The organism is Micromonospora sp. WMMD987 (assembly GCF_029581435.1).
GTDB classification, from domain to species: Bacteria; Actinomycetota; Actinomycetes; order Mycobacteriales; family Micromonosporaceae; genus Micromonospora; species Micromonospora rifamycinica.
Genome location: NZ_CP120861.1, coordinates 6,608,240 through 6,628,032, shown reverse-complemented (window position 1 = coordinate 6,628,032; position 19,793 = coordinate 6,608,240). Strand labels below are relative to the sequence as shown.

14 protein-coding genes are annotated in these 19,793 nt (G+C 74.9%); 8 read left to right on the top strand and 6 right to left on the bottom strand.

Annotated elements, in window-relative coordinates; genetic code table 11:
* Positions 1 to 15: 15 nt before the first annotated feature.
* The 4 genes from O7612_RS28280 to eccCa form a co-directional block, all read right to left on the bottom strand.
* On the bottom strand, positions 16 to 744 hold the full coding sequence (locus O7612_RS28280) for a phosphatase PAP2 family protein (protein WP_282268900.1): 729 nt from the start codon (positions 742 to 744) through the stop codon (positions 16 to 18).
* 88 nt (positions 745 to 832) lie between these two features.
* The gene (locus O7612_RS28275) at positions 833 to 1,621 is read right to left on the bottom strand and encodes a phosphatase PAP2 family protein (protein ID WP_282268898.1); all 789 of its coding nucleotides are present in this window, start codon (positions 1,619 to 1,621) and stop codon (positions 833 to 835) included.
* A gap of 41 nt (positions 1,622 to 1,662) precedes the next feature.
* The gene (gene mycP, locus O7612_RS28270; protein ID WP_282268896.1) at positions 1,663 to 3,087 is read right to left on the bottom strand and encodes a type VII secretion-associated serine protease mycosin; all 1,425 of its coding nucleotides are present in this window, start codon (positions 3,085 to 3,087) and stop codon (positions 1,663 to 1,665) included.
* 75 nt (positions 3,088 to 3,162) lie between these two features.
* Positions 3,163 to 7,131, bottom strand: a complete 3,969-nt coding sequence (eccCa, locus tag O7612_RS28265; protein ID WP_282268895.1) for a type VII secretion protein EccCa — start codon at positions 7,129 to 7,131, stop codon at positions 3,163 to 3,165.
* Between the two features lie 103 nt (positions 7,132 to 7,234).
* Between eccCa and eccD the strand changes: the two genes are divergently transcribed.
* Positions 7,235 to 8,635, top strand: coding sequence for a type VII secretion integral membrane protein EccD (gene eccD / locus O7612_RS28260; RefSeq protein ID WP_282268894.1), 1,401 nt, complete (start codon positions 7,235 to 7,237; stop codon positions 8,633 to 8,635).
* Between the two features lie 91 nt (positions 8,636 to 8,726).
* Here the strand turns inward: eccD and O7612_RS28255 are convergent, their stop codons facing one another.
* Entirely contained in the window at positions 8,727 to 9,233 is a 507-nt protein-coding gene (locus tag O7612_RS28255) for an inorganic diphosphatase (protein ID WP_067306541.1), read from the bottom strand.
* Positions 9,234 to 9,758: 525 nt separating this feature from the next.
* Here O7612_RS28255 and dacB point away from each other — a divergent pair.
* The 4 genes from dacB (at position 9,759) to O7612_RS28235 (ending at position 15,319) form a co-directional block, all read left to right on the top strand.
* Positions 9,759 to 11,186 (top strand): D-alanyl-D-alanine carboxypeptidase/D-alanyl-D-alanine-endopeptidase, encoded by a 1,428-nt coding sequence (dacB, locus tag O7612_RS28250; protein WP_282274083.1) that lies wholly within the window; start codon positions 9,759 to 9,761, stop codon positions 11,184 to 11,186.
* 130 nt (positions 11,187 to 11,316) lie between these two features.
* Entirely contained in the window at positions 11,317 to 12,384 is a 1,068-nt protein-coding gene (locus O7612_RS28245; RefSeq protein ID WP_282268893.1) for a zinc-dependent metalloprotease, read from the top strand.
* Between the two features lie 36 nt (positions 12,385 to 12,420).
* Positions 12,421 to 13,554 carry a tRNA lysidine(34) synthetase TilS gene (gene tilS, locus O7612_RS28240; protein WP_282268892.1) on the top strand — a complete coding sequence of 378 codons (1,134 nt, stop codon included), beginning with the start codon at positions 12,421 to 12,423 and terminating at the stop codon, positions 13,552 to 13,554.
* Between the two features lie 136 nt (positions 13,555 to 13,690).
* Positions 13,691 to 15,319 carry a gamma-glutamyltransferase family protein gene (locus tag O7612_RS28235; RefSeq protein WP_282268891.1) on the top strand — a complete coding sequence of 543 codons (1,629 nt, stop codon included), beginning with the start codon at positions 13,691 to 13,693 and terminating at the stop codon, positions 15,317 to 15,319.
* A gap of 28 nt (positions 15,320 to 15,347) precedes the next feature.
* On the opposite strand, the gene O7612_RS28230 is transcribed toward O7612_RS28235, so the two are convergent.
* A complete protein-coding gene (locus O7612_RS28230) occupies positions 15,348 to 16,310 on the bottom strand; it encodes a helix-turn-helix domain-containing protein (RefSeq protein WP_282268890.1) in 963 nt (320 codons plus the stop codon).
* A gap of 138 nt (positions 16,311 to 16,448) precedes the next feature.
* Here O7612_RS28230 and O7612_RS28225 point away from each other — a divergent pair, with 138 nt between their 5' ends.
* The 3 genes from O7612_RS28225 to ftsH all read left to right on the top strand — a co-directional run bounded on the left by O7612_RS28225 (position 16,449) and on the right by ftsH (position 19,788).
* The gene (locus tag O7612_RS28225) at positions 16,449 to 16,598 is read left to right on the top strand and encodes a hypothetical protein (RefSeq protein WP_157517444.1); all 150 of its coding nucleotides are present in this window, start codon (positions 16,449 to 16,451) and stop codon (positions 16,596 to 16,598) included.
* Positions 16,599 to 16,698: 100 nt separating this feature from the next.
* The gene (hpt, locus tag O7612_RS28220; protein WP_067302270.1) at positions 16,699 to 17,274 is read left to right on the top strand and encodes a hypoxanthine phosphoribosyltransferase; all 576 of its coding nucleotides are present in this window, start codon (positions 16,699 to 16,701) and stop codon (positions 17,272 to 17,274) included.
* 507 nt (positions 17,275 to 17,781) lie between these two features.
* Positions 17,782 to 19,788, top strand: a complete 2,007-nt coding sequence (gene ftsH, locus O7612_RS28215; protein WP_282268886.1) for an ATP-dependent zinc metalloprotease FtsH — start codon at positions 17,782 to 17,784, stop codon at positions 19,786 to 19,788.
* The last annotated feature ends 5 nt before the right edge of the window (positions 19,789 to 19,793 follow it).

The following is a 19,793-nucleotide window of genomic DNA, read 5'->3' as shown; positions in this document are numbered from 1 at the left end:
GGTGCGGGAGCCGGCTCAGCCGGCGGCCGGAGCGTGCGCGGCCGGGGCGTCCCCGCCCGCCGGGGTGAGGCCCGGCAGCGTGGCCCGACCCCAGGTCAGGGAGCGGTCGAGCACCGCCCGCGCCATGATCGCCACACAGGTGCCGCCGTTGACGAAGGACGCCACCACGTCGCTCGGGTGATGCATGCCCCGGTACATCCGGGTCAGCGCCACCCCGAGCGGTACCAGCACCAGCAGGCTCCACCAGGTGACCTTGCCGGCGGTGCTCTTCGCCCGCAGGGCCAACAGCAGGGCGATGCCGACGTAGAGGGCGACCGCCGCCGAGGTGTGGCCGGACGGGAAGCTCGACGTCGGCGGGGAGACGTCCATGTGCTCCACGGCCGGCCGACGCCGGTCGATGGCCAGCGTGGTGAGCAGGAAGACCAGCGCCTGGGCGGTCACCGCCGCGCACAGGAACAGCGGCTCCCGCCACCGGTGCAGCACCAGCCGGAGCACCAGGGCCACCAGCACGGTGACCGTGACGATCAACTGGGTGCTGGCCAGCGTGCTGAACACCAGCGAGACGTCGTTCCAACCGCTGGTACGGTCGGCGGCCAGCTCGCGGTTGACCGCGTCCTCCACGGTGAACGGCCAGACGTCCGGGAGCACCCGGGTCACCAGCAGCCCCAGCAGGACCATGACGGAGAGCAGCAGGAGGACCGGAAGGAGGACCCGCTTGGCGACCTGCGCGGCGATGGCGGACATGGGCCGCCATGTACCCCGGGCGGCGGCCGACTACGCGCGGGTCGGGCACGGTCCTGCCCAGCGCCACGTGCCCTGGGACAGCGGTCCGCTACGTGCGCGGGTCGACCAGCTCCGGCGCGACCCCGTCGACGGTGGTCCGGCCGGCGGGCAGCCCGGCCTGCTCCCGCCAGGTCCGGAACGCCGCCGCGGTGGCCGCCACCACCGCCGCGCCCAGCAGCCAGCCGCCGAGCACGTCGCTAGCCCAGTGCACGCCCAGCGCCACCCGGCTCAGCCCGGTCACCCCGACGAGCAGCACGGCGACCGCCCAGAGCAGCGGCCGGACCCCGGGGCGGCCCCGCGCGAACGGCAGGAACACCAGCAGCAGCACCCCTGCCGCGAGGATCGCGTTGAGCGCGTGCCCGGAGGGGAAGGAGAACCCGGCGGCCCGGGCCACCGGGTCGAGCAACTCCGGCCGGTCCCGCCCGACCAGCAGCTTCAACAGCGCGCCGAGCGCCCCGCCGACGGCCATCGTGGTGACCACCCAGAGCGCCAGCCGCCGCGAGCCGCGACGCCACGCCCACACCACCACGACCAGTGCGGCGACCCGCAGCGGACCCGGCGAGAAGAGGTGCGTCCACGCCGTCATCACCCGTACCCAGCCCGGATGGTCGGCGGCGAACCGGTGCAGGGCCGCGGTGACCGCCGCGTCCAGGTCGTGCAGCGGGGTCCACGCCCCGACCACCAGCACCGCCAGCAGCGCGAAGGGGACCAGCACCAGGAACGCCGCCACCGCCGCCAGGGTCAACCGCAGCCCGAGCGAACGGTCCCGGTCCAGGCGACGGTCCCGCCAGGACCGGCCCGACGGGGACACCGGGGAACGGGGACCGGGGGAACTCATGCGCTCTGCTCTACCCACCCGTACCCGGAATCAGACCCGCTTCAACGACCCCACAGCCGGAACCGGCGGACCATCAACGCCACCCCGATGACCAGGGCGACCGTCACGGCGACCCCGGTCCACAACCGGCGCGGGGCGGCGTCGTCCGCACCGCCGGCCGGCTGGGCCGTCCACCGGGTGTGCTGCCGCGGGGCGGTGAACCCGAGCGGGTCGCTGCCGGTGCCGCCGGCCCGGTTGTCGGCGACGGAACCGGGGGCCGGGCCGAACCCGGCCACCCCGGGGGAGTCGTTGTCATCCAACGGGTTGCGGTTGATCAGCGGCAGGTCGGCGGTGAGCGCGGCGACCGGGTCGACCATGCCGTACCCGAAGCGGTCGTCCCGGCCGGTGGGGCCGATGTCCTTCGCGGTGCTCAGCAACCGGTTGACCACGTCACCGGCGGACATGTCGGGGTAGCGGGAGCGGACCAGGGCGGCGGTCGCCGCGACCAGCGGCGCGGCGAAGCTGGTGCCCTGCACCCCCCAGTAGTTGCTCGGCGGGCGGGCCCCGACCAGGCCGGTCGCCGGGGCGGTCAGCGTGGTCGCGTGGCCGGTGATCGAACCGGACCAGAGGTTCTCGCTGTCGCGTTCCAGGCCGGCCACCGCGATCACCCCGGGCTCCCGCGCCGGGTACCAGACCTTCGAGGTGGTGGACGTGGCGACGTTACCCGTGCAGGCGACCACCACCACGTCCCGGGCGAAGGCGTAGTCCAGCGCGGCGGCCAGGGCCGGACTGTCACCGCTGCCGCCCAGCGACAGGTTGATCACGCGGGCGCCGTTGTCCACCGCCCAGCGCACCCCCCGGGCGACGATCATCGCGTCGTCGTAGCGGTTCTCGTCGTCGAGCACCCGGACCGGCAGGATCCGGGCGTCCGGGGCGAGCCCGACCACGCCCCGCCGGTCGTCGCCACGCCCGGCGATCAGACTGGCCACCGTGGTGCCGTGCCCCACCGGGTCCGGCTCGGCGGCGCCGCCGGGGGAGACCAGGTCCATCCCCGGCAGCACCTGGCCGACCAGGTCGGGATGACCACCGTCCACCCCGGAGTCGATCACCGCCACCGTGACGCCGCGGCCGGTCGAGGTGCGCCACGCGGTCGCCGCGTTCAACGTGTCGAGCTGGAACTGGTCGTCGCGGACCCGGTCGGCGCGGGCCTCCACCGGGGCGAAGTCGGGCTCGGACAGTGGTCCGGCGGCGCGCGGCGCGACCACCGTGGCCGGTTGGCCGGCGAGCACGGCCGGTCGGGCCGACGCCCCGGCGACCCACGGCCGGTGCTCCGGGACGACCGACGGCGGGGCCGCCACGGCAGCCGGGGGCGGGGCCGCGCCGAGCACACCGACGGTGGTCGCCGCGACACCGAGCAGCGCCCGCCCGGCGAACCGGTGCAGCGTGGTCGGAGAGCCCTGCCGAACCCTGGTCACATCGTCAGCCATTCATCGCGCGGGACACCTGCTGCTCGGAGATTACCGGTTCTCCCTGCCGACACGGCACGTTCCGACACACCCGGATCACGGCGGCGGCAGGTGGGCGAGCTGCACGAGGCGTACGCCCTCGCGGCGGGTGACCAACCGACCACGCCCCGCCGGCAACGGTCCCGGCCGCACCGCGCCGACCAACTGCCCCTCGTCCGGGCTGCCGCTCATCACCAGACCGGCGGTGGACAGCTCCCGCAGCCGCTGCACGATCGGCTCGTACTGGGACCGCCCGGCGCCACCGCAGCGGCGGGCCAGCACCAGGTGCAGGCCGACGTCGCGCGCCTGGGGCAGGTGCTCCTCCAGCCCGTGCAGCGGGTTCGCCGGACCACTGGCCACCAGGTCGTAGTCGTCGACCAGGATGAACAGCTCCGGGCCGGACCACCAGGAACGGTCCCGCAACTGAGCCGGGGTGACCCCCGCTCCGGGCAGCCGGTCCCGCATGTAGCCCGCGACCGACTCGATCAGCTCGGTGGTGTGCGCCGCCGCCGTGCCGTACCCGATCAGGTGGTCGGTCTCGACGGTCCCGAGCAGACTGCGCCGGTAGTCGACGAGGATCACCCGGGCCTGCTCCGGGGTGAACCGTTCCACGATCGAGGTGGCCAGCGCCCGCAGGAACGACGACTTGCCGCACTCGGCGTCGCCGAAGACCACGAAGTGCGGCTCGGTGGCGAAGTCGAGCAGCACCGGCCGCAGGTCCGCCTCGGCGATCCCGACCGGGAACGCCAGGCCGGTGCCGGTGCGGTCCAGCTCGGCGTACGGCAGCACCGGCGGGAGCAACCGGACCCGGGGCGCGGCCGGCCCCGACCAGGCACCCCCGACCGCCTTCACCAGCTCCGCCGTGTCCCCGCCGCTGAGCTGCGGCAGGGCGGTCAGGAAGTGCAGACTCTGCGCGGTGATCCCCCGCCCCGGCTGCTCCGGGACACCGGCCGCCGCGGCCCGCTTCACCACCGAGTCGGACGGGTCACCCAGGCGCAGCTCCACCCGGGAACCGAACAGGTCCCGGATGCCGGGGCGGAAGTCCAGCCAGCGCACCGCGCTCGCCACCACGTGCACCCCGTACGAAAGGCCCCGGGTGGCCAGGTCGGTGATCAGGGGTTCCAGGTCGTCGTACTCGCCCCGCAGGGTGGCCCAGCCGTCCACGACGAGGAACACGTCACCGAACGGGTCGCCGGTGGGCTGACCGGCGGCGGCGAGCGCCCGACTCCGCTCACGCCACGCCGCCGTCGACTCCACCCCCAGCTCGGTGAAGCGGCGTTCCCGCTCGGCCAGCAGGGTGGCGACCTCCCCCACGGTACGGCGGACCACCGTCGGGTCGGCCCGACCGGCGACCCCGCCCACGTGCGGCAGTTCCCGCAGCGCGGTCAGCCCACCGCCGCCGAAGTCCAGGCAGTAGACCTGCACCTCGGCCGGGGTGTGGGTGAGCGCCAGCGCGCAGACCAGGGTCCGCAACGCGTGCGACTTGCCGCTCTGCGGAGCGCCGACCACGGCCACGTGACCGGCCGCGCCGCCGAGCGCCAACCACAGCAGGTCGCGTCGCTGCTCGTACGGCTTGTCGACGACCGCCACCGGCACCTGGAGACCGCCGTGCAGCTCCGGATTGGCGAAGCACAGGCCACGCCGCGGGTCGACGACGGGTGGACCGAGCAGCTCGTCCAGGGTGGGCGCGTGCTCCAACGGCGGCAGCCACACCTGATGGGCCGGCGGTCCCTGCCCGGCCAGCCGGCCGACCAGCGCGTCGAGCAGACTCTCGGCCTCCTCCTCGACGGCCGGTGGGGGCACCGCGACGGCCGGCTCCGGCACCGGCACGACATGGGTGGAGAAGGCGAGCAGCCGGGCCGTGCCGCCGGCCCCACCGGTGGCCGTCGCACCCCGGCGGCGGACCGGCCCGGAGACGTACGCGGCCCGGAACCGGACCAGTGGGTCGGTGCCGGCGCGCAGGTAACCGTGCCCCGGGGACCGTGGCAGCTCGTGGGCGTCCGGCACCCCGAGCACCGTGCGGGACTCCAGCGCCGAGAAGGTGCGCAACCCGATCCGGTACGACAGGTGGGTGTCCAACCCGCGCAGCCGCCCCTCCTCCAGCCGCTGGCTGGCCAGCAGCAGGTGCACGCCGAGTGAGCGGCCCAGCCGGCCGATCTGCACGAACAGGTCGATGAAGTCGGGCTTGGCCGACAGCAGTTCGGAGAACTCGTCACAGACCAGCAGCAGCGACGGGAGCGGGGCGAGCGGGGCACCGGCCGTCCGGGCCCGTTCGTAGTCCCGCAGGCTGGCGTAGTTGCCGGCCCGGCGCAGCAGCTCCTGGCGGCGCATCAGCTCGCCGTTGACGGCGTCCACCATCCGGTCGACCAGCGGCAGCGCGTCGACCAGGTTGGTGATCACGGCGGCGGTGTGCGGCAGCCGGTCGAAGGAGGCGAAGGTGGCCCCGCCCTTGAAGTCGACCAGGACGAAGTTGAGCTGCTCCGAGCTGTGGGTGGCGGCCAACGCCAGCACCAGGGTGCGCAGCAGCTCCGACTTGCCGGAACCGGTCGCCCCGATCAGCAGCCCGTGCGGGCCCATCCCGTCCTGCGCCGACTCCTTGAGGTCCAGCTCGACCGCGCCGCCGTCCGCGCCGACGCCGATCGGCACCCGTAGCCGGTCCCGGGGCGAGCGGGGCAGCCAGCCCTGGTCGGCGGTGAACCCCTCCGGGTCGCCCAGCCCCAGCAGTTCGGGCAGGCCGGGTTCGGTCCCCGGGGCGGCCTCGGTGCCCCGCGCGGCGGCGGCGAGCCGCAGCGGGGCGAGCCGCCGGGCGACCGCCTCGGCGTCGGCGACGGCCAGCCGGTCGGCGGTGCCCACCTCGGCGTGCCCCTCGGCCGACCAGGAATGCAGCCGGCCGGCGCGGACCTCCAGCAGCAGGGCGAAGCGGTCCAGCAGGCGCGGCGGCGGGGTGTCCAGGTCGAGCACGGTCACCGCGTCGATGCCGCCGTCGCCGGTCAGCTCGGTGGCGTCGGTCAGGTCACCGCCGTCGAGGAGCACCACCACGTGCGGACCGTCGGTGGCCGGCCCGGCCGGGCTGAACCGGGAGCGGCTGGCCAGCACCTCGTCGAGGAGCCGTTCCAGCTCGACGGCGGAGCTGGTGACCAGCCGGACCGGGCCGAGCGCGTCGACCCTGCTCGGGTGGTGGGCGTGCGGCAGCCACTTCACCCACTCCCAGTGCCGACGCCGTTCCGGGCCGGCGCAGACGGCGAGGAGCAACTCGTCGGGGGCGTGGAAGACGGCGAGCTGGGTGACCATGGCGCGGGCCAACGCCTGGGCGTCGGGCGAACCGGTGCCGCCGCCCTGCGCCGCCCCGCCGGTGCCGCCCGACGGCCCGCCCCGGACGAAGACCCGGGCGAAGCTGCGCAGCGACAGCGCCACCGGCAGGTCCGGCACCACCGAGTACGCGTCGAGGAAGCGCCGCAGCGCCCCGGCGGTCATCGGCTCCAGCTCCTCCAGGGGACGGGTGACCGGCGGGACCAGCGGGGTGGCCAGCGTCTGCGGCCCGACGGCGATCCGGACCACGCCGAAGTCGGGGTCACCGGGGCGGCGTTCCCAGACCCGGTGGCTGTCCACCGTCGACCAGAGCCGCTCCGGGTCGGGATGCCGGTAGTACAGTCCGGCCCGCTGCCGCCGGGCGGTCTGCCGGACCCGTCGCCGCAGCGCGGCCAGGTGCCGCAGGTACTCCCGGCGGGCGGCCATCATCTCCGACTTCCTCGGAGTGCCGGAGGCGCTGCCCCAGGAGGTCATCAGCATCGCCACCGAGGAGAGCCCGAACATCCCGCCGACCACGTACGAGTAGGCGCCGCCGCCCCGGCCGAACATCATCGCCATCGCCACCGTGCCGCCCAGCATCGGCAGCACCATCAGCGCCTGCTGCCAGCGCCCGCCGGTGACCGCCGGGATCTCCGGCGGGCCTTCCACGGGCAGCTCGCCGACCGGGATCTCCGGCGCGGGCCGGCGCGGTGGCCGCTTGATGACGACAGTGGACAAAAAGCACCTCCGGGTGGCGCTCGGTAACCCGAACCTGGCTCATCGTAGGTAAAGTGCGCGTCGTCCGTCAGCCACCGCTCCCGATCGATATGGAGTCCAGTCGATGACCACCGGGCTGGCCAGGGTCACCATCAGCGCCCCGGGGCGACGCGTCGACGTGGCCCTGCCGGAGCAGGTCCCGCTGGCCGAACTGCTGCCCGAGGTGCTGCGGCACGCCGGGGAGGGACTGGCCGACGACGGCGAGCGACACGGCGGCTGGGTGCTGCGGCGTACCGACGGCGCGGTGCTGCTGACCGCCCAGCCGCTGCTGCCGCAGGGGGTGCGCGACGGTGAGGTGCTGCACCTGGTGCCCGCCCACGACCAGTGGCCCGAGCTGGAGTACGACGACGTGGTCGAGGCCATCGCCGACGGCGCCCGTCGGCGGGGCGCCCCCTGGTCGCCGCCGGCCACCCGGGCCGCCGCGCTGGCCGGGGCCGCCGTGCCGCTCGCTGTGGGGCTGCTCGCCGTGCTGGTGGCCGGGCCGGGGGAGACCGCCGGCTGGCCCGCCGCGGGCACGGTCGCGCTGCTGCTCACCCTCGCCGGCACGATCGCCTCCCGGGCGTACGGCGACGGCCCGACCGGGGCCACCCTCGGCGGCTACGCCCTGCCGTACGCCGCGACGGCGGCCGCCCTCGCGGTCAGCTCCGGCGACCCGGTCGGCGCGTTCCGGCCGCTGCCCTGGCTGGGTGCGCCGGAACTGCTCGCCGGTGCGGTGGGGCTGCTCCTGGCCGCCGTGCTGGGCCTGTTCGGCGTGGCCACCCGGCTCCGGGTCTTCGTGGCCGGCGCGACGGCCGGTGCGGTGGGCGTGCCCGCCGGCCTGGCCGGGCTGCTGCTCGCCCCGGCCGGTACCGCCGCCGTCCTGCTCTGCGTGCTGGTCTTCGCCCTCGGGGCGGTGCCGCTGCTGGCGATCCGGCTGGGCAAGGTGCCGCTGCCCCCGATCACCCTGCCCGACGGCCCGACGGGCGGACCGGACGGCGTACGGGACCTTCCGGACCGGGAGCGGGTGCACGCGGCGGTGGCCCGCAGCGAGGAGATGCTGACCGGGATGCTGATCGGGCACGCCGTGCTGGTCGTCGCCGCGGTGCTGGTGCTCGCCGCGAGCGGCGGGGTCGCCGGGCTGGTGCTGGTGGCGGTCGGCTCGGCGGTGCTGGTGCTGCGCTCCCGGCTGTTCGTGGCCGTCCGGCACCGGGTGCCCCCGGTGGCGGCCGGGCTGGCCGGGTTCGCGGTGCTCGGCGCGACGCTCGCCGGCCGGTCCGGGACGGCGGGACTGCTGGCGCTGAGCGGGGGCGGACTGCTCCTCGCGCTGGTCACCGTCACCGCCGGCACGGTGTACGCCCGGCGACCGGTCTCGCCGTACCTCGGTCGGACGGCCGACCTGACCGACACCGCGCTGGTGGTGTCGGTGGTGCCGGTGGCCTGCGCGGTGCTGGACCTCTACGACGCGGCCCGGGGACTGCTGGGTTGACCCGCCGCGCCCGGCCGGTCGGCCGGGCGCGGCGGCCGGGTGGCCGGGCGGCCCGGACCGACGGTCCGGGCCGCCCGGTGGAACCGGTGGTTCAGTGTCCGGTGCCGCCCTGCGCCTCGGCGTCGCGGGCACGCTGGTAGGACGCCCGGACCTCGGCCTCGGCCTCGACCCGGCCGACCCAGGTCGCGCCCTCGACCGACTTGCCCGGTTCGAGGTCCTTGTAGACCTCGAAGAAGTGCTGGATCTCCAGCCGGTCGAACTCGCCCAGGTGGTGGATGTCGCGCAGGTGCTCCTGGCGGGGGTCCTCGTAGGGCACGCAGAGGACCTTGTCGTCGCCGCCCTTCTCGTCGGTCATCCGGAACATGCCGATCGTGCGGCAGCGGATCAGGCAGCCCGGGAAGGTCGGTTCGGGGACCAGCACCAGGGCGTCCAGCGGGTCGCCGTCCTCGCCGAGGGTGCCCTCGATGAAGCCGTAGTCGGCCGGGTACTGGGTCGACGTGAACAGGGTGCGGTCCAGCCGGATCCGGCCGGTCGCGTGGTCCACCTCGTACTTGTTGCGGTGACCCTTCGGGATCTCAACCGTGACGTCGAAATCCATCTCGCACGCTCCCTCGTCTGCCCACGCTGGCTGAACGGAACCACTGACGCCCCCGGGGACGGATGAATGCCCACCCGCCGGCTCCGGACGCCGCATAGTCTTCGGACCGAAGTAGTGTCACCCAGGCGAGTTCGGCGGCGGGAGGAGGGGGTCGTGGGGAGGGAAGATTCACACTACCGCCCGGAGGGGGTTGACGGCCGGGGATCGGGCCGGTCCGTGACCGGCGGTGCCACCGGTCGGGTCTCGGTGCCCGACGCGAGCGTCCCCCGTCGCCCCGACCCGGCTCCCGGGTCGCCGTCCGCCGGTCCGGCCTCGGGGCCGCCGCTCGTCGGTCCGGCCCCCGGGTCGCCGGCCTCCGGGCCGCCGCCGGCCTGGCGGGCGCCGTCCTCGGCCACCGCCGGTCGGGCGGCCGTCGGGTCCGCCCCGGTCGCCGCGCCGCCGAACGGTGGGGGTCCGCCCCCACCCCCCGCACCCCCGTCCGCCGCACCCCCGCCCGCCGCGCCGCCGCGCCGACGTCGGCGGTGGCTGCCGGTCCTGCTGGTCGCCGTGCTGCTGGTCGGTCTCGTCGGGGCGGCGGTGGTCCTGCGCCCGGGTCCGGTCGCCGGCTGGCTGGAAGCGGGGGCCGACACCCCGTCGACCGCCGCCCCACCCCCCGAGCCCGCCCCCGCCCCGGTGCTCGCCGGCCCCGACGCCGCCGCGCCGCAGCCGACCGCCGCCGGGGTACGCGCCGCGGTGGAGCCGCTGACCAGCGCCGCCGCCCTGGGCAGCCGGGTCCACCTGTCGGTGGCCGACGTGGTCACCGGTGAGTCGCTGTACGCCAAGGGGGGCGACGAAGCGACCGTCCCCGCGTCGGTCACCAAGCTCGCGACCGGGGTGACGGTGTTGAAGGCCCGCGGCCCCGGCCACCGGATCGCGACCCGCGCCCTCGCCGGGGCGAACCCGGGCGAGGTGGTGCTGGTCGGCGGTGGCGACCCGACGCTGGCCGTCGACAAGAACGGCTTCTACCCCGGCGCGGCCCGGCTCGACACCCTCGCCGCGCAGGTCAAGCAGGCCCTCGGCGGCACCGCCCCGACCAGGGTGGTGGTCGACTCCACGCTCTTCCCCGGCCCGGTCCACGGTCCGGGCTGGGACGCGGACATCCCGACCGGCGGGTTCGGCGCGTCGATCACCGCGCTGATGACCGACGGTGCGCGCCGGGATCCGGCGCGGGCCCGCAAGACCTTCGCCGACTCCCACGGCGCGGCCGAGCGGTACGCCGAACCGGACCTGGCCGCCGGCCGCTCGTTCGCCCGGCTGCTGGGCCTGCCCCAGGGCGGGGTGGTCCGGGGCACCGCGCCGGCGGCCGGTGGCACGGCGGCGGCCGGTGCGCCCGCGCCCGGCACCGAGCTGGGCAAGGTCGAATCGCTGCCGATGGTCCGCCTGGTCGACATCATGATCAGCGACAGCGACAACGTGGTCGCCGAGGCCCTGGCGCGGCAGGTCGCCCTGGCCCGCAACCAGCAGGCCTCGTTCGCCGGCGGGGCGGCGGCGATGGACGAGGTGATCGGCGAGCTGGGGCTGCCGGCCGACGAGATCAGCCTGGCCGACGGCAGCGGGCTGTCCCGCACCAACCGGATCAGCCCCTCGCTGCTCACCGACCTGATCGCGGTGGCCGGCAACGGCACCCATCCGGAACTCACCGCGATCTTCGGTGGCCTCCCGGTGGCCGCCTGGTCGGGCACTCTCGGCACCCGGTACGAGTCGACGGCCACCGCCGCCGGGGCCGGCGTGGTCCGGGCCAAGACCGGCACGCTGACCGGGGTGCACGCCATCGCCGGCCTGGTGACCACCCGCGACGGCCGGCTGCTCACCTTCGCCGTGCTCACCGACCAGGCCCCGGCGGGCGAGCCGGACGTCACCCGGGCGGCACTGGACCGGATCGCCGGCGCGCTGGCCGGCTGCGGCTGCCGCTGACCGGGCGGTGTCCCCCGCGGTCCGCATCCGGTCGGCCCGGCCGCTGGAACGCCCGCCCGGCGGCGCGGGCACCGGCGGCCCCGGGCCGCGCGACCGGCCGGGGTGTCGCGGCGCGGGTACGGTGGGTGGCATGGCGCAGTTCGTGGACTGGGATCTGGCCGCCGCCACCGCGGGGGCGCTGAGCAAGTCGGGCCCCCGCGTGTCGTACGCGGAGGCCACCGAGGTGGTCGGCGAACTGCGCCGGCTCACCGACGAGGCGGCCGGGCACGTCGCCGACTACACGGGGCTGCGCCCGCAGGTGGGTCATCCGCCGGTGCGGGTGGTGGACCGGCGGGACTGGGCGGCCACCAACATCGCCGGCCTGCGTGAGGTGATCACCCCGCTGGTCAGCCGGCTCTCCGGGGACAAGCCGCCCGGCGTGCTCACCGAGGCCGTCGGCTCCCGGCTCACCGGGGTACAGGCCGGCACCGTGCTGGCGTACCTGTCCGGCCGGGTGCTCGGCCAGTACGAGGTCTTCTCGGCCGACCCCGGGCAACTGCTGCTGGTCGCGCCGAACATCGTCGAGGTGGAACGGAAGCTGGGGGCCGACCCCCGGGACTTCCGGCTCTGGGTCTGCCTGCACGAGGTCACCCACCGCACCCAGTTCACCGCCGTACCGTGGATGCGGGCGTACTTCCTCGGCGAGGTGCAGGCGTTCGTGGACGCCTCACAGGGCACCGAGCACCTGGTCGAACGGCTGCGCCGGGGGGTGTCCACCCTCTCCGACGCGGTGAAGGACCCGGACAGCCGCACCAGCGTGCTGGACATCGTCCAGACCCCGGCGCAGCGGGCCGTGCTGGACCGGCTCACCGCGCTGATGACCCTGCTGGAAGGGCACGCCGAGTTCGTGATGGACGGCGTCGGCCCACAGGTCATCCCCAGCGTGGAGCGGATCCGTGCCGGGTTCGACCGACGTCGGGAGGCGGGCAATCCGCTGGAGAAGGCGATCCGCCGGCTGCTCGGTGTGGACGTCAAGATGCGCCAGTACGCCGAGGGACGCAAGTTCGTGCACGGCGTGGTCGAGCAGGTCGGGATGGCCGGCTTCAACAAGATCTTCGGTTCGCCGCTGACCCTGCCCCGGCTGGACGAGTTGGGCGACCCGGCGGCCTGGGTGGCCCGGGTGCACGGGCCGACCGGCGCCACCCCGGCCGCCGGCTGAGCGGTGGGCGGTCGGCGTACCCCCGCAGTCTCCGAGGTGGCCGACGGGCGGCCCGGGGCGGCGCTCGCCCCCTCGGTGGCCTCCGTCCGGGTCGCGGTGCGCCGCGCGCTGGCCGGACTTCCCGCCGACGGACCGGTCCTGGTGGCCTGCTCGGGCGGGGCGGACTCGCTGGCCCTCGCCGTGGCCACCGCCTTCGTGACGTCCCGCCTCGGCCGGTCGGCCGGACTGGTGACCGTCGACCACGGGCTGCAGGCCGGGTCGGTCGAGCGGGCCGCTGCCGTCGCCGGGTGGGCCGGGCGGGTCGGGTTCGATCCGGTCGAGGCGGTGCCGGTGACGGTGGCCGGGCGTCCCGGTGGCCCCGAGGCGGCGGCCCGGCAGGCCCGTTACCAGGCGTTGACGGACGCCGCCCGACGGCACCGGGCCGTCGCCGTCCTGCTCGGGCACACCCGCGACGACCAGGCCGAGACGGTGCTGCTGGCGCTCGCCCGGGGCGCCGGCCCGCGTGGGCTGGCCGGGATGCCCGTCCGGCGGGACGTGGCCGGGGTGCCGCTGCTGCGTCCGCTGCTCGACGTCACCCGCGAGCAGACCCGTGACGCGTGTGCGGCGCTGGGCCTGGTCCCCTGGCAGGACCCGCACAACACCGACCCGTCGTACGCGCGGGCGCGGGTCCGTGCCGACGCGCTGCCGGCGCTGGTCGCGGCGCTCGGCACGGGGGTGCGGGACAACCTGGCCCGGACGGCCCGGCTGCTGGCCGCCGACACCGCCGCGCTGGACGACCTGGCCGCCGCCGCCCTCGCCACCCCCGGGTCCGGATCCGACGGGTCCGCGTCCGCCGCTTCCGCGCCACGCGACCGTCCGCCGGACGGGTCCGCGCTCGACGGGTCCGCACGGGGCGGTCCGGTGCGCGACCGTTCCGCGCCGGACGGGTCCGGGGTGCGGGCGGGGGCCGGGCTGTCGGTCGCGGCGCTGGCCGGGCTGCCGGGCGCGGTACGCGGCCGGGTGCTGCACGCCTGGGCGCGGGAACTGGGGGCCACCCCCGGTGCGCTGTCCCACCGGCACGTCGACGCGCTGGACGCGCTGGTCACCGCCTGGCACGGCCAGGGGCCGACCGCCCTGCCGGGTGGCCGCCGGGTCGGTCGCCGCGACGGCCGCCTCCTGCCCGTCGACTGACCACCGTCGACCGGCCCCGCCGGCGGGGCTCCCGGGCGGTGCGGGGGCGTTCGAGGAGGCACATCGTCGTGGTCCGTCCGTGCGGGAGGTCGACCGGTCCGGGTGGGTGGCCGGTCCGGTGCGGTAGACATGGCGGGTGACGTACCCCCGGCGTGCCCTGTTCGCCCCGCACGGTGCCGTCTCGACCAGCCACCCGCTCGCGGCGGCCGCGGGCCTGGCCGTGCTGCGGCGCGGCGGCAACGCCGTCGACGCGGCGCTGGCCACCGCGATCACGTTGACGGTGGTGCAACCGCCGTCCAACGACATCGGCGGTGATCTGTTCGCCATCGTCTGGGACGGCGACCGGCTGCACGGCCTCGTCGCCGCCGGTCGGTCACCCGCCGCGCTGACCCGGGAGCTGGTGCTGACCGCCACCGGTGGGGTGCCGGTGGCGGCGGTGGACGCGCTCGGCGGCGCGCAGGCGGCCGGTCCGGCGATGCCCGCCCGGGGCTGGCTGCCGGTGACCGTGCCCGGCGCTCCGGCGGGCTGGCGAGACCTGCACGACCGGTTCGGTGTGCTGCCCTTCGCCGACCTGTTCACCGACGCGGTCGGGTACGCCGACGACGGCCACCCGGTCTCCGCCGGCACCGCCGCCACCTGGGCGCGGGCCGTGGCGCAGCCCACGCCCGCCGACGTCGAGTACGCCGAGTTCGACCGGGTCTTCACGGTGGCGGGCCGGGCGCCGCGCCCCGGTGAGCACTGGCGCAACCCGGCGGCGGCCCGCACGCTGCGGTTGATCGCCCGGACCGGCGCGGACGACTTCTACCGGGGCGCCATCGCCGGAGCGCTGGACCGGCACGCCGCCCGTACCGGTGGCTTCCTCACCGCCGCCGACCTGGCGGCCCACACCTCGACCTGGGTCGAGCCGGTCAGCGTCCGCTACCGGGACCACGAGGTGTGGGAGCTGCCGCCGCCCGGGCAGGGGCTCGCCGCGCTGTCGGCGCTGGGCATCCTGGACGGCCTCGACCCGTCCGGTGACCCGGTTGAGCGGGTGCACCGGCAGGTGGAGGCGGTCAAGCTCGGCTTCGCCGACGCGCACGCGCACGTGGCCGACCCGGAGCGTGTCGACGTACCGACGGCCGGCCTGCTCGATCCGGGCTACCTGGCGGCCCGGCGGGCGCTGCTCACCGACCGGGCCGGTGACCCGGTGGCCGGCGACCCGGAGCGGGGCGGCACGGTCTATCTCTGCACGGCCGACGCCGGTGGCCTGATGGTCAGCCTGATCCAGTCCACCTACCTGGGGTTCGGCTCCCGGGTGGTGCTGCCCGGGTACGGCTTCGCCCTGCAGAACCGGGGTACCGGGTTCCGGCTCGATCCGGGTCACCCCAACGTGGTCGGACCGGCCAAGCGGCCCTTCCACACGATCATCCCGGGCTTCCTGACCCGCGACGGCGCACCGGTCGGCCCGTTCGGGGTGATGGGTGGGCACATGCAGCCGCAGGGCCACCTCCAGTGGGTGGCCGCGACCGTGGACGGCGGCCTCGACCCGCAGGCCGCCCTCGACGCCCCCCGCTGGTACTGGCACGCCGGCCGGACGCTGCTGGTCGAGCCGGCCCTGGCGGCCGTGCCCGGTCTGGTCGCCGGGTTGCGCGCCCGGGGCCACGAGGTCACCGTCGCGGCCGAGCCGTCGGTCTTCGGGTACGGGCAGGCGCTGCGGCGGGCTCCGGCCGGCGGTTGGGTGGTCGGCACGGAGCCCCGGGTCGACGGCGCGGCGGTGGGCTACTGACCTCCGACCGGGGGCGCGGCGCGGGGGGTCAGCCGGCGGGGACGCGCTCGCGGAAGGTGGTGCGGTAGCCCTGCGGGGTGGTGCCCACCCGGCGGGCGAAGTGGTGGCGCAGGGCGGCGGCGTCGGGGAAGCCCGCGTGGTCGGCGACGCTCTCCACGCTGAGGTGGGTCTCCTCCAGCAGCCGGCGGGCCAGCAGCACCCGCTGGTTGGTCAGCCAGTCGTGCGGGGTGGTGCCGGTCTCGGCCCGGAACCGGCGGGCGAAGGTGCGCGGGGACATGCCGGCGCGGGCGGCCAGCTCGTCCACCGTGGTCGGCCGGTCCAGGTGCCCCACCAGCCAGCTCAGCACCGGTTCGAGGGTGGGCGCGTCGGGGGTGGCCGGGATCGGCGCCTCGACGTACTGGGACTGGCCGCCGTCGCGGTGCGGGGGGACCACCATCCGGCGGGCCAGCCGGGTGGCGGTGCCCGAGCCGTGTTCCTGCCGGACCAGGTGCAGGCAGGCGTCGATGCCGGCGGCGGTGCCGGCGCTGGTCAGCACCGGCCCGTCGGCCACGTAGAGACTGTTGCACCGGACCCGGGCCGACGGGTGCCGGCGTTGCAGCTCGTCGGCGTACTTCCAGTGGGTGGTGCACTCCCGGCCGTCGAGCAGGCCGGCCGCGCCGAGCACGAAGGCCGCGGAGCAGACACTGAACACGTAGGCCCCGCGGTCGGCGGCCCGCCGCAGCGCGGCCAGCACCGCCTCGGGGATCTCGCCGCCCCGGGTGTAGGCGGGGACGGCGACCAGGTCGGCGTCGTCGACGGGGGCGAGGTCCGCCTGCGGGGTGAGGCCGAAGCCGGACGCGGTACGGACCGGACCGCCGTCGGCGGTGCAGACGGTGAACCGGTAGCCGGGGAAGCCGTCCTCGGTGCGGTCGGTGCCGAACACCTCGGTGAGTACGCCGAGTTCGAAGACGGCCACCCGGTCCAACGCGATGACGGCTACCGATCGAATCATGTGACGAGGGTAACCGCGGTGCTGGCAGAAAATCGAGGGGGGATGGCATTTCTGCCACTGTTGCGGTGCCTGTGGGCGGCGGAAACTGGAGTCAGTCCGGTGCGCACCGGCGGCGAAAACCACTCAGATGATCAGAAAGTGAGCGCCGCCATGGAGTTCCTGCTGCTTCTGCTCCTCCTCGCCGTGCTGGCCGCCGCCCCGGCGTCCGGCCTGACCGCCGACACCCGCGACTCCGCCGACTGGAAGCCCACTGACGAGGGGCGCCGCTGGCGATCCCGGGTCTGCTGACGTGATTGCTCCCGGTCTGTCGGAAAAACCCGTGGCGGGGCCGCGCCGAAAGGTGCGGCCCCGCCGACGAGAGCCGGCCGGCGTACGGCAGGCTAGGAGCATGGCTGACGGCTCCTGGTACGACGCCGACATCGATCACGTGATCATCTCCGAGGCCCAGATCCGCGAGAAGACCGCGGAGCTGGCCAAGCAGGTCTCGGCGGACTACGCCGGAGTCACCGACGGACTACTGCTCGTCTGCGTGCTCAAGGGTGCGGTCATGTTCATGGCCGACTTCGCCCGCGCGCTGGGCCGCCAGGGTCCACCCGTCGAGCTGGACTTCATGGCCATCTCCTCGTACGGCCAGGGCACCACCTCCTCCGGGGTGGTCCGCATCCTCAAGGACCTGGACCGGGACATCGCCGGCCGGCACGTGGTGGTGGTCGAGGACATCGTCGACTCCGGCCTGACCCTGTCCTGGCTGCTGCGCTACCTGGAGTCCCGGTCGGCCGCCAGCGTCGAGGTGGTGGCCCTGTTCCGCAAGCCGGACGCGGTGAAGGTCACCGTCCCGGTGAAGTACGTGGGCTTCGACATCCCCACCGAGTTCGTGGTCGGCTACGGCCTCGACTTTGGCGAGCGCTACCGCGAACTGCCGTACGTGGGCGTGCTCAAGCCCGAGGTCTACGCCCGGGCCTGACCCCGCTGTACGTCGGCCCGACCGGTCATCGAGCCGACGTACAGCGGGCTCCCAGCCGACTCGGCTACCGTGGGGTCCGGTGACGTGGAGCATTCCGCGTCCGGCACCCCGACCCGCACGACCGGGCGGTCGGCGGGGTCGGTGCGCAGTTCCCCGTCACGCCGGCTGAACCCCGGTACGCCGTCCGTGAGGGACGCCGGGCCCCGCAGTTCCCGGGGCTCGCGAGTCCGCTCCTCGCGCGCATGAGGTCACGAATGTGCCCGACTGCGGGGCTCGCAAGCTCGCTCCTCGCGCGCATGAGGTCACGAATGTGCCCGACTGCGGGGCTCGCAAGCTCGCTCCTCGCGCGCACGGTGTACCGTCGAATGACCGCGGTGCGGCAGTTTGCGCGCCTCGGGGTCGAGGCCGGCCCGCACGGCGGCTCGACGCCGCCCCCGGCGGCGACACCATTCAGACGGTCAGGACGTCGATCAGGAGGATGCGGGCGCCTCGGCGCTCGACAACAGCATGGAACGTACGCGTTTCTTCCGCCGACCGGTGGTCTGGATCATCCTGGTCATCCTCGGCGCCGTTGTGCTCAGTCAGCTGTTCACCGCTGGTCCCAGTTACCACCGGGTGGACACTTCCGTTGCGCTCGACCAACTGCACACCGCCAAGATCAACAAGGTCGTCTTCCAGGACAAGGAGCAGACGCTCCAGCTCAACCTGGCCGAGAAGACCAAGTTCGGCGACACCACGACCGACCGGATCGAGGCCCAGTTCCCGTACCAGGCCGGCGAGCAGGTCTGGAACGAGGTCCTCGAGGCCAAGGCGGCCAACCGGGTCACCGGCCCGGCCGACGCCAAGGTGTCGTCCGACAGCATCTGGGTGAGCCTGCTGGTCAACCTGCTGCCCATCGCGCTGCTGGTGCTCCTGCTGCTGTTCTTCATGTCGCAGATGCAGGGCGGCGGCTCCCGGGTGCTCAACTTCGGCAAGTCCAAGGCGAAGATGATCACCAAGGACACCCCGAAGACGACCTTCGCGGACGTGGCCGGGGCCGAGGAGGCGGTGGAGGAACTCCACGAGATCAAGGACTTCCTCCAGAACCCCGCGAAGTACCAGGCGCTGGGCGCCAAGATCCCGAAGGGTGTGCTGCTCTTCGGGCCGCCCGGAACCGGTAAGACGCTGCTGGCCCGCGCCGTCGCCGGCGAGGCCGGGGTGCCGTTCTACTCGATCTCCGGTTCCGACTTCGTCGAGATGTTCGTCGGTGTCGGCGCCAGCCGGGTCCGCGACCTCTTCGAGCAGGCCAAGGCGAACGCCCCGGCGATCGTCTTCGTCGACGAGATCGACGCCGTCGGCCGGCACCGTGGCGCCGGCATGGGCGGCGGTCACGACGAGCGCGAGCAGACCCTCAACCAGCTGCTCGTCGAGATGGACGGCTTCGACACCAAGGGCGGGGTCATCCTGATCGCCGCCACCAACCGGCCGGACATCCTCGACCCGGCGCTGCTGCGTCCGGGCCGGTTCGACCGGCAGATCCCGGTCGACGCCCCCGACATGGAGGGCCGCAAGGCGATCCTGCGGGTGCACGCCAAGGGCAAGCCGTTCACGCCCGACGTCGATCTCGACGCGGTCGCCCGGCGTACCCCCGGCTTCTCCGGTGCCGACCTGGCCAACGTGATCAACGAGTCCGCGCTGCTCACCGCCCGCCGGGAGCAGCGGGCGATCACCAACGACTCGCTGGAGGAGTCGATCGACCGGGTGATCGCCGGGCCGCAGCGTCGCACCCGGGTGATGAGCGACCAGGAAAAGAAGATCACCGCGTACCACGAGGGTGGGCACGCGCTGGTGGCCTGGGCGCTGCCGCACGCCGCGCCGGTGCACAAGGTGACGATCCTGTCCCGGGGCCGTTCGCTGGGGCACACCCTGGTCCTGCCGACCGAGGACAAGTACACCCAGACCCGGGCCGAGATGATCGACACCCTGGCGTACGCGCTGGGCGGCCGGGCCGCCGAGGAACTCGTCTTCCACGAGCCCACCACCGGGGCCGGCAACGACATCGAGAAGGCCACCCAGCTGGCCCGCGCGATGATCACCCAGTACGGCATGAGCTCGAAGCTCGGCGCGATCAAGTACGGCACCAGCGGGGACGAGCCGTTCCTCGGCCGCAACATGGGCCACGAACGGGACTACTCCGACTCGGTGGCCGCCGAGATCGACGGCGAGATGCGGGCGCTGATCGAGCTGGCCCACGACGAGGCCTGGGAGATCCTGGTGGAGTACCGGGACGTCCTGGACAACATGGTCCTGGAGCTGATGGAGAAGGAAACCCTCTCCACCGCCGACATGGCCCGGATCTGCTCCCGGGTGGTGAAGCGCCCGCCGATGGCCCCCTACAACGGCTTCGGCAAGCGTCTGCCCTCCACCGAGCCGCCGGTGCTCACCCCGGCCGAGAAGGAGAAGCTCACGGCGCAGGCGACGGCCGACGGCATCTCCGTCGGCGGGTCCTCGAACAACTCGGACGGTCTGCACTGAACACC

Excerpts from the sequence above, each read along its gene's own strand:
- O7612_RS28280 (WP_282268900.1), bottom strand. The coding sequence starts at position 744 with ATGTCCGCCATCGCCGCGCAGGTCGCCAAGCGGGTCCTCCTTCCGGTC.
- O7612_RS28275 (WP_282268898.1), bottom strand. The coding sequence starts at position 1,621 with ATGAGTTCCCCCGGTCCCCGTTCCCCGGTGTCCCCGTCGGGCCGGTCC.
- mycP (WP_282268896.1), bottom strand. The coding sequence starts at position 3,087 with ATGGCTGACGATGTGACCAGGGTTCGGCAGGGCTCTCCGACCACGCTG.
- eccD (WP_282268894.1), top strand. The coding sequence starts at position 7,235 with ATGACCACCGGGCTGGCCAGGGTCACCATCAGCGCCCCGGGGCGACGC.
- O7612_RS28255 (WP_067306541.1), bottom strand. The coding sequence starts at position 9,233 with ATGGATTTCGACGTCACGGTTGAGATCCCGAAGGGTCACCGCAACAAG.
- O7612_RS28245 (WP_282268893.1), top strand. The coding sequence starts at position 11,317 with ATGGCGCAGTTCGTGGACTGGGATCTGGCCGCCGCCACCGCGGGGGCG.
- O7612_RS28230 (WP_282268890.1), bottom strand. The coding sequence starts at position 16,310 with ATGATTCGATCGGTAGCCGTCATCGCGTTGGACCGGGTGGCCGTCTTC.
- hpt (WP_067302270.1), top strand. The coding sequence starts at position 16,699 with ATGGCTGACGGCTCCTGGTACGACGCCGACATCGATCACGTGATCATC.
- ftsH (WP_282268886.1), top strand. The coding sequence starts at position 17,782 with ATGGAACGTACGCGTTTCTTCCGCCGACCGGTGGTCTGGATCATCCTG.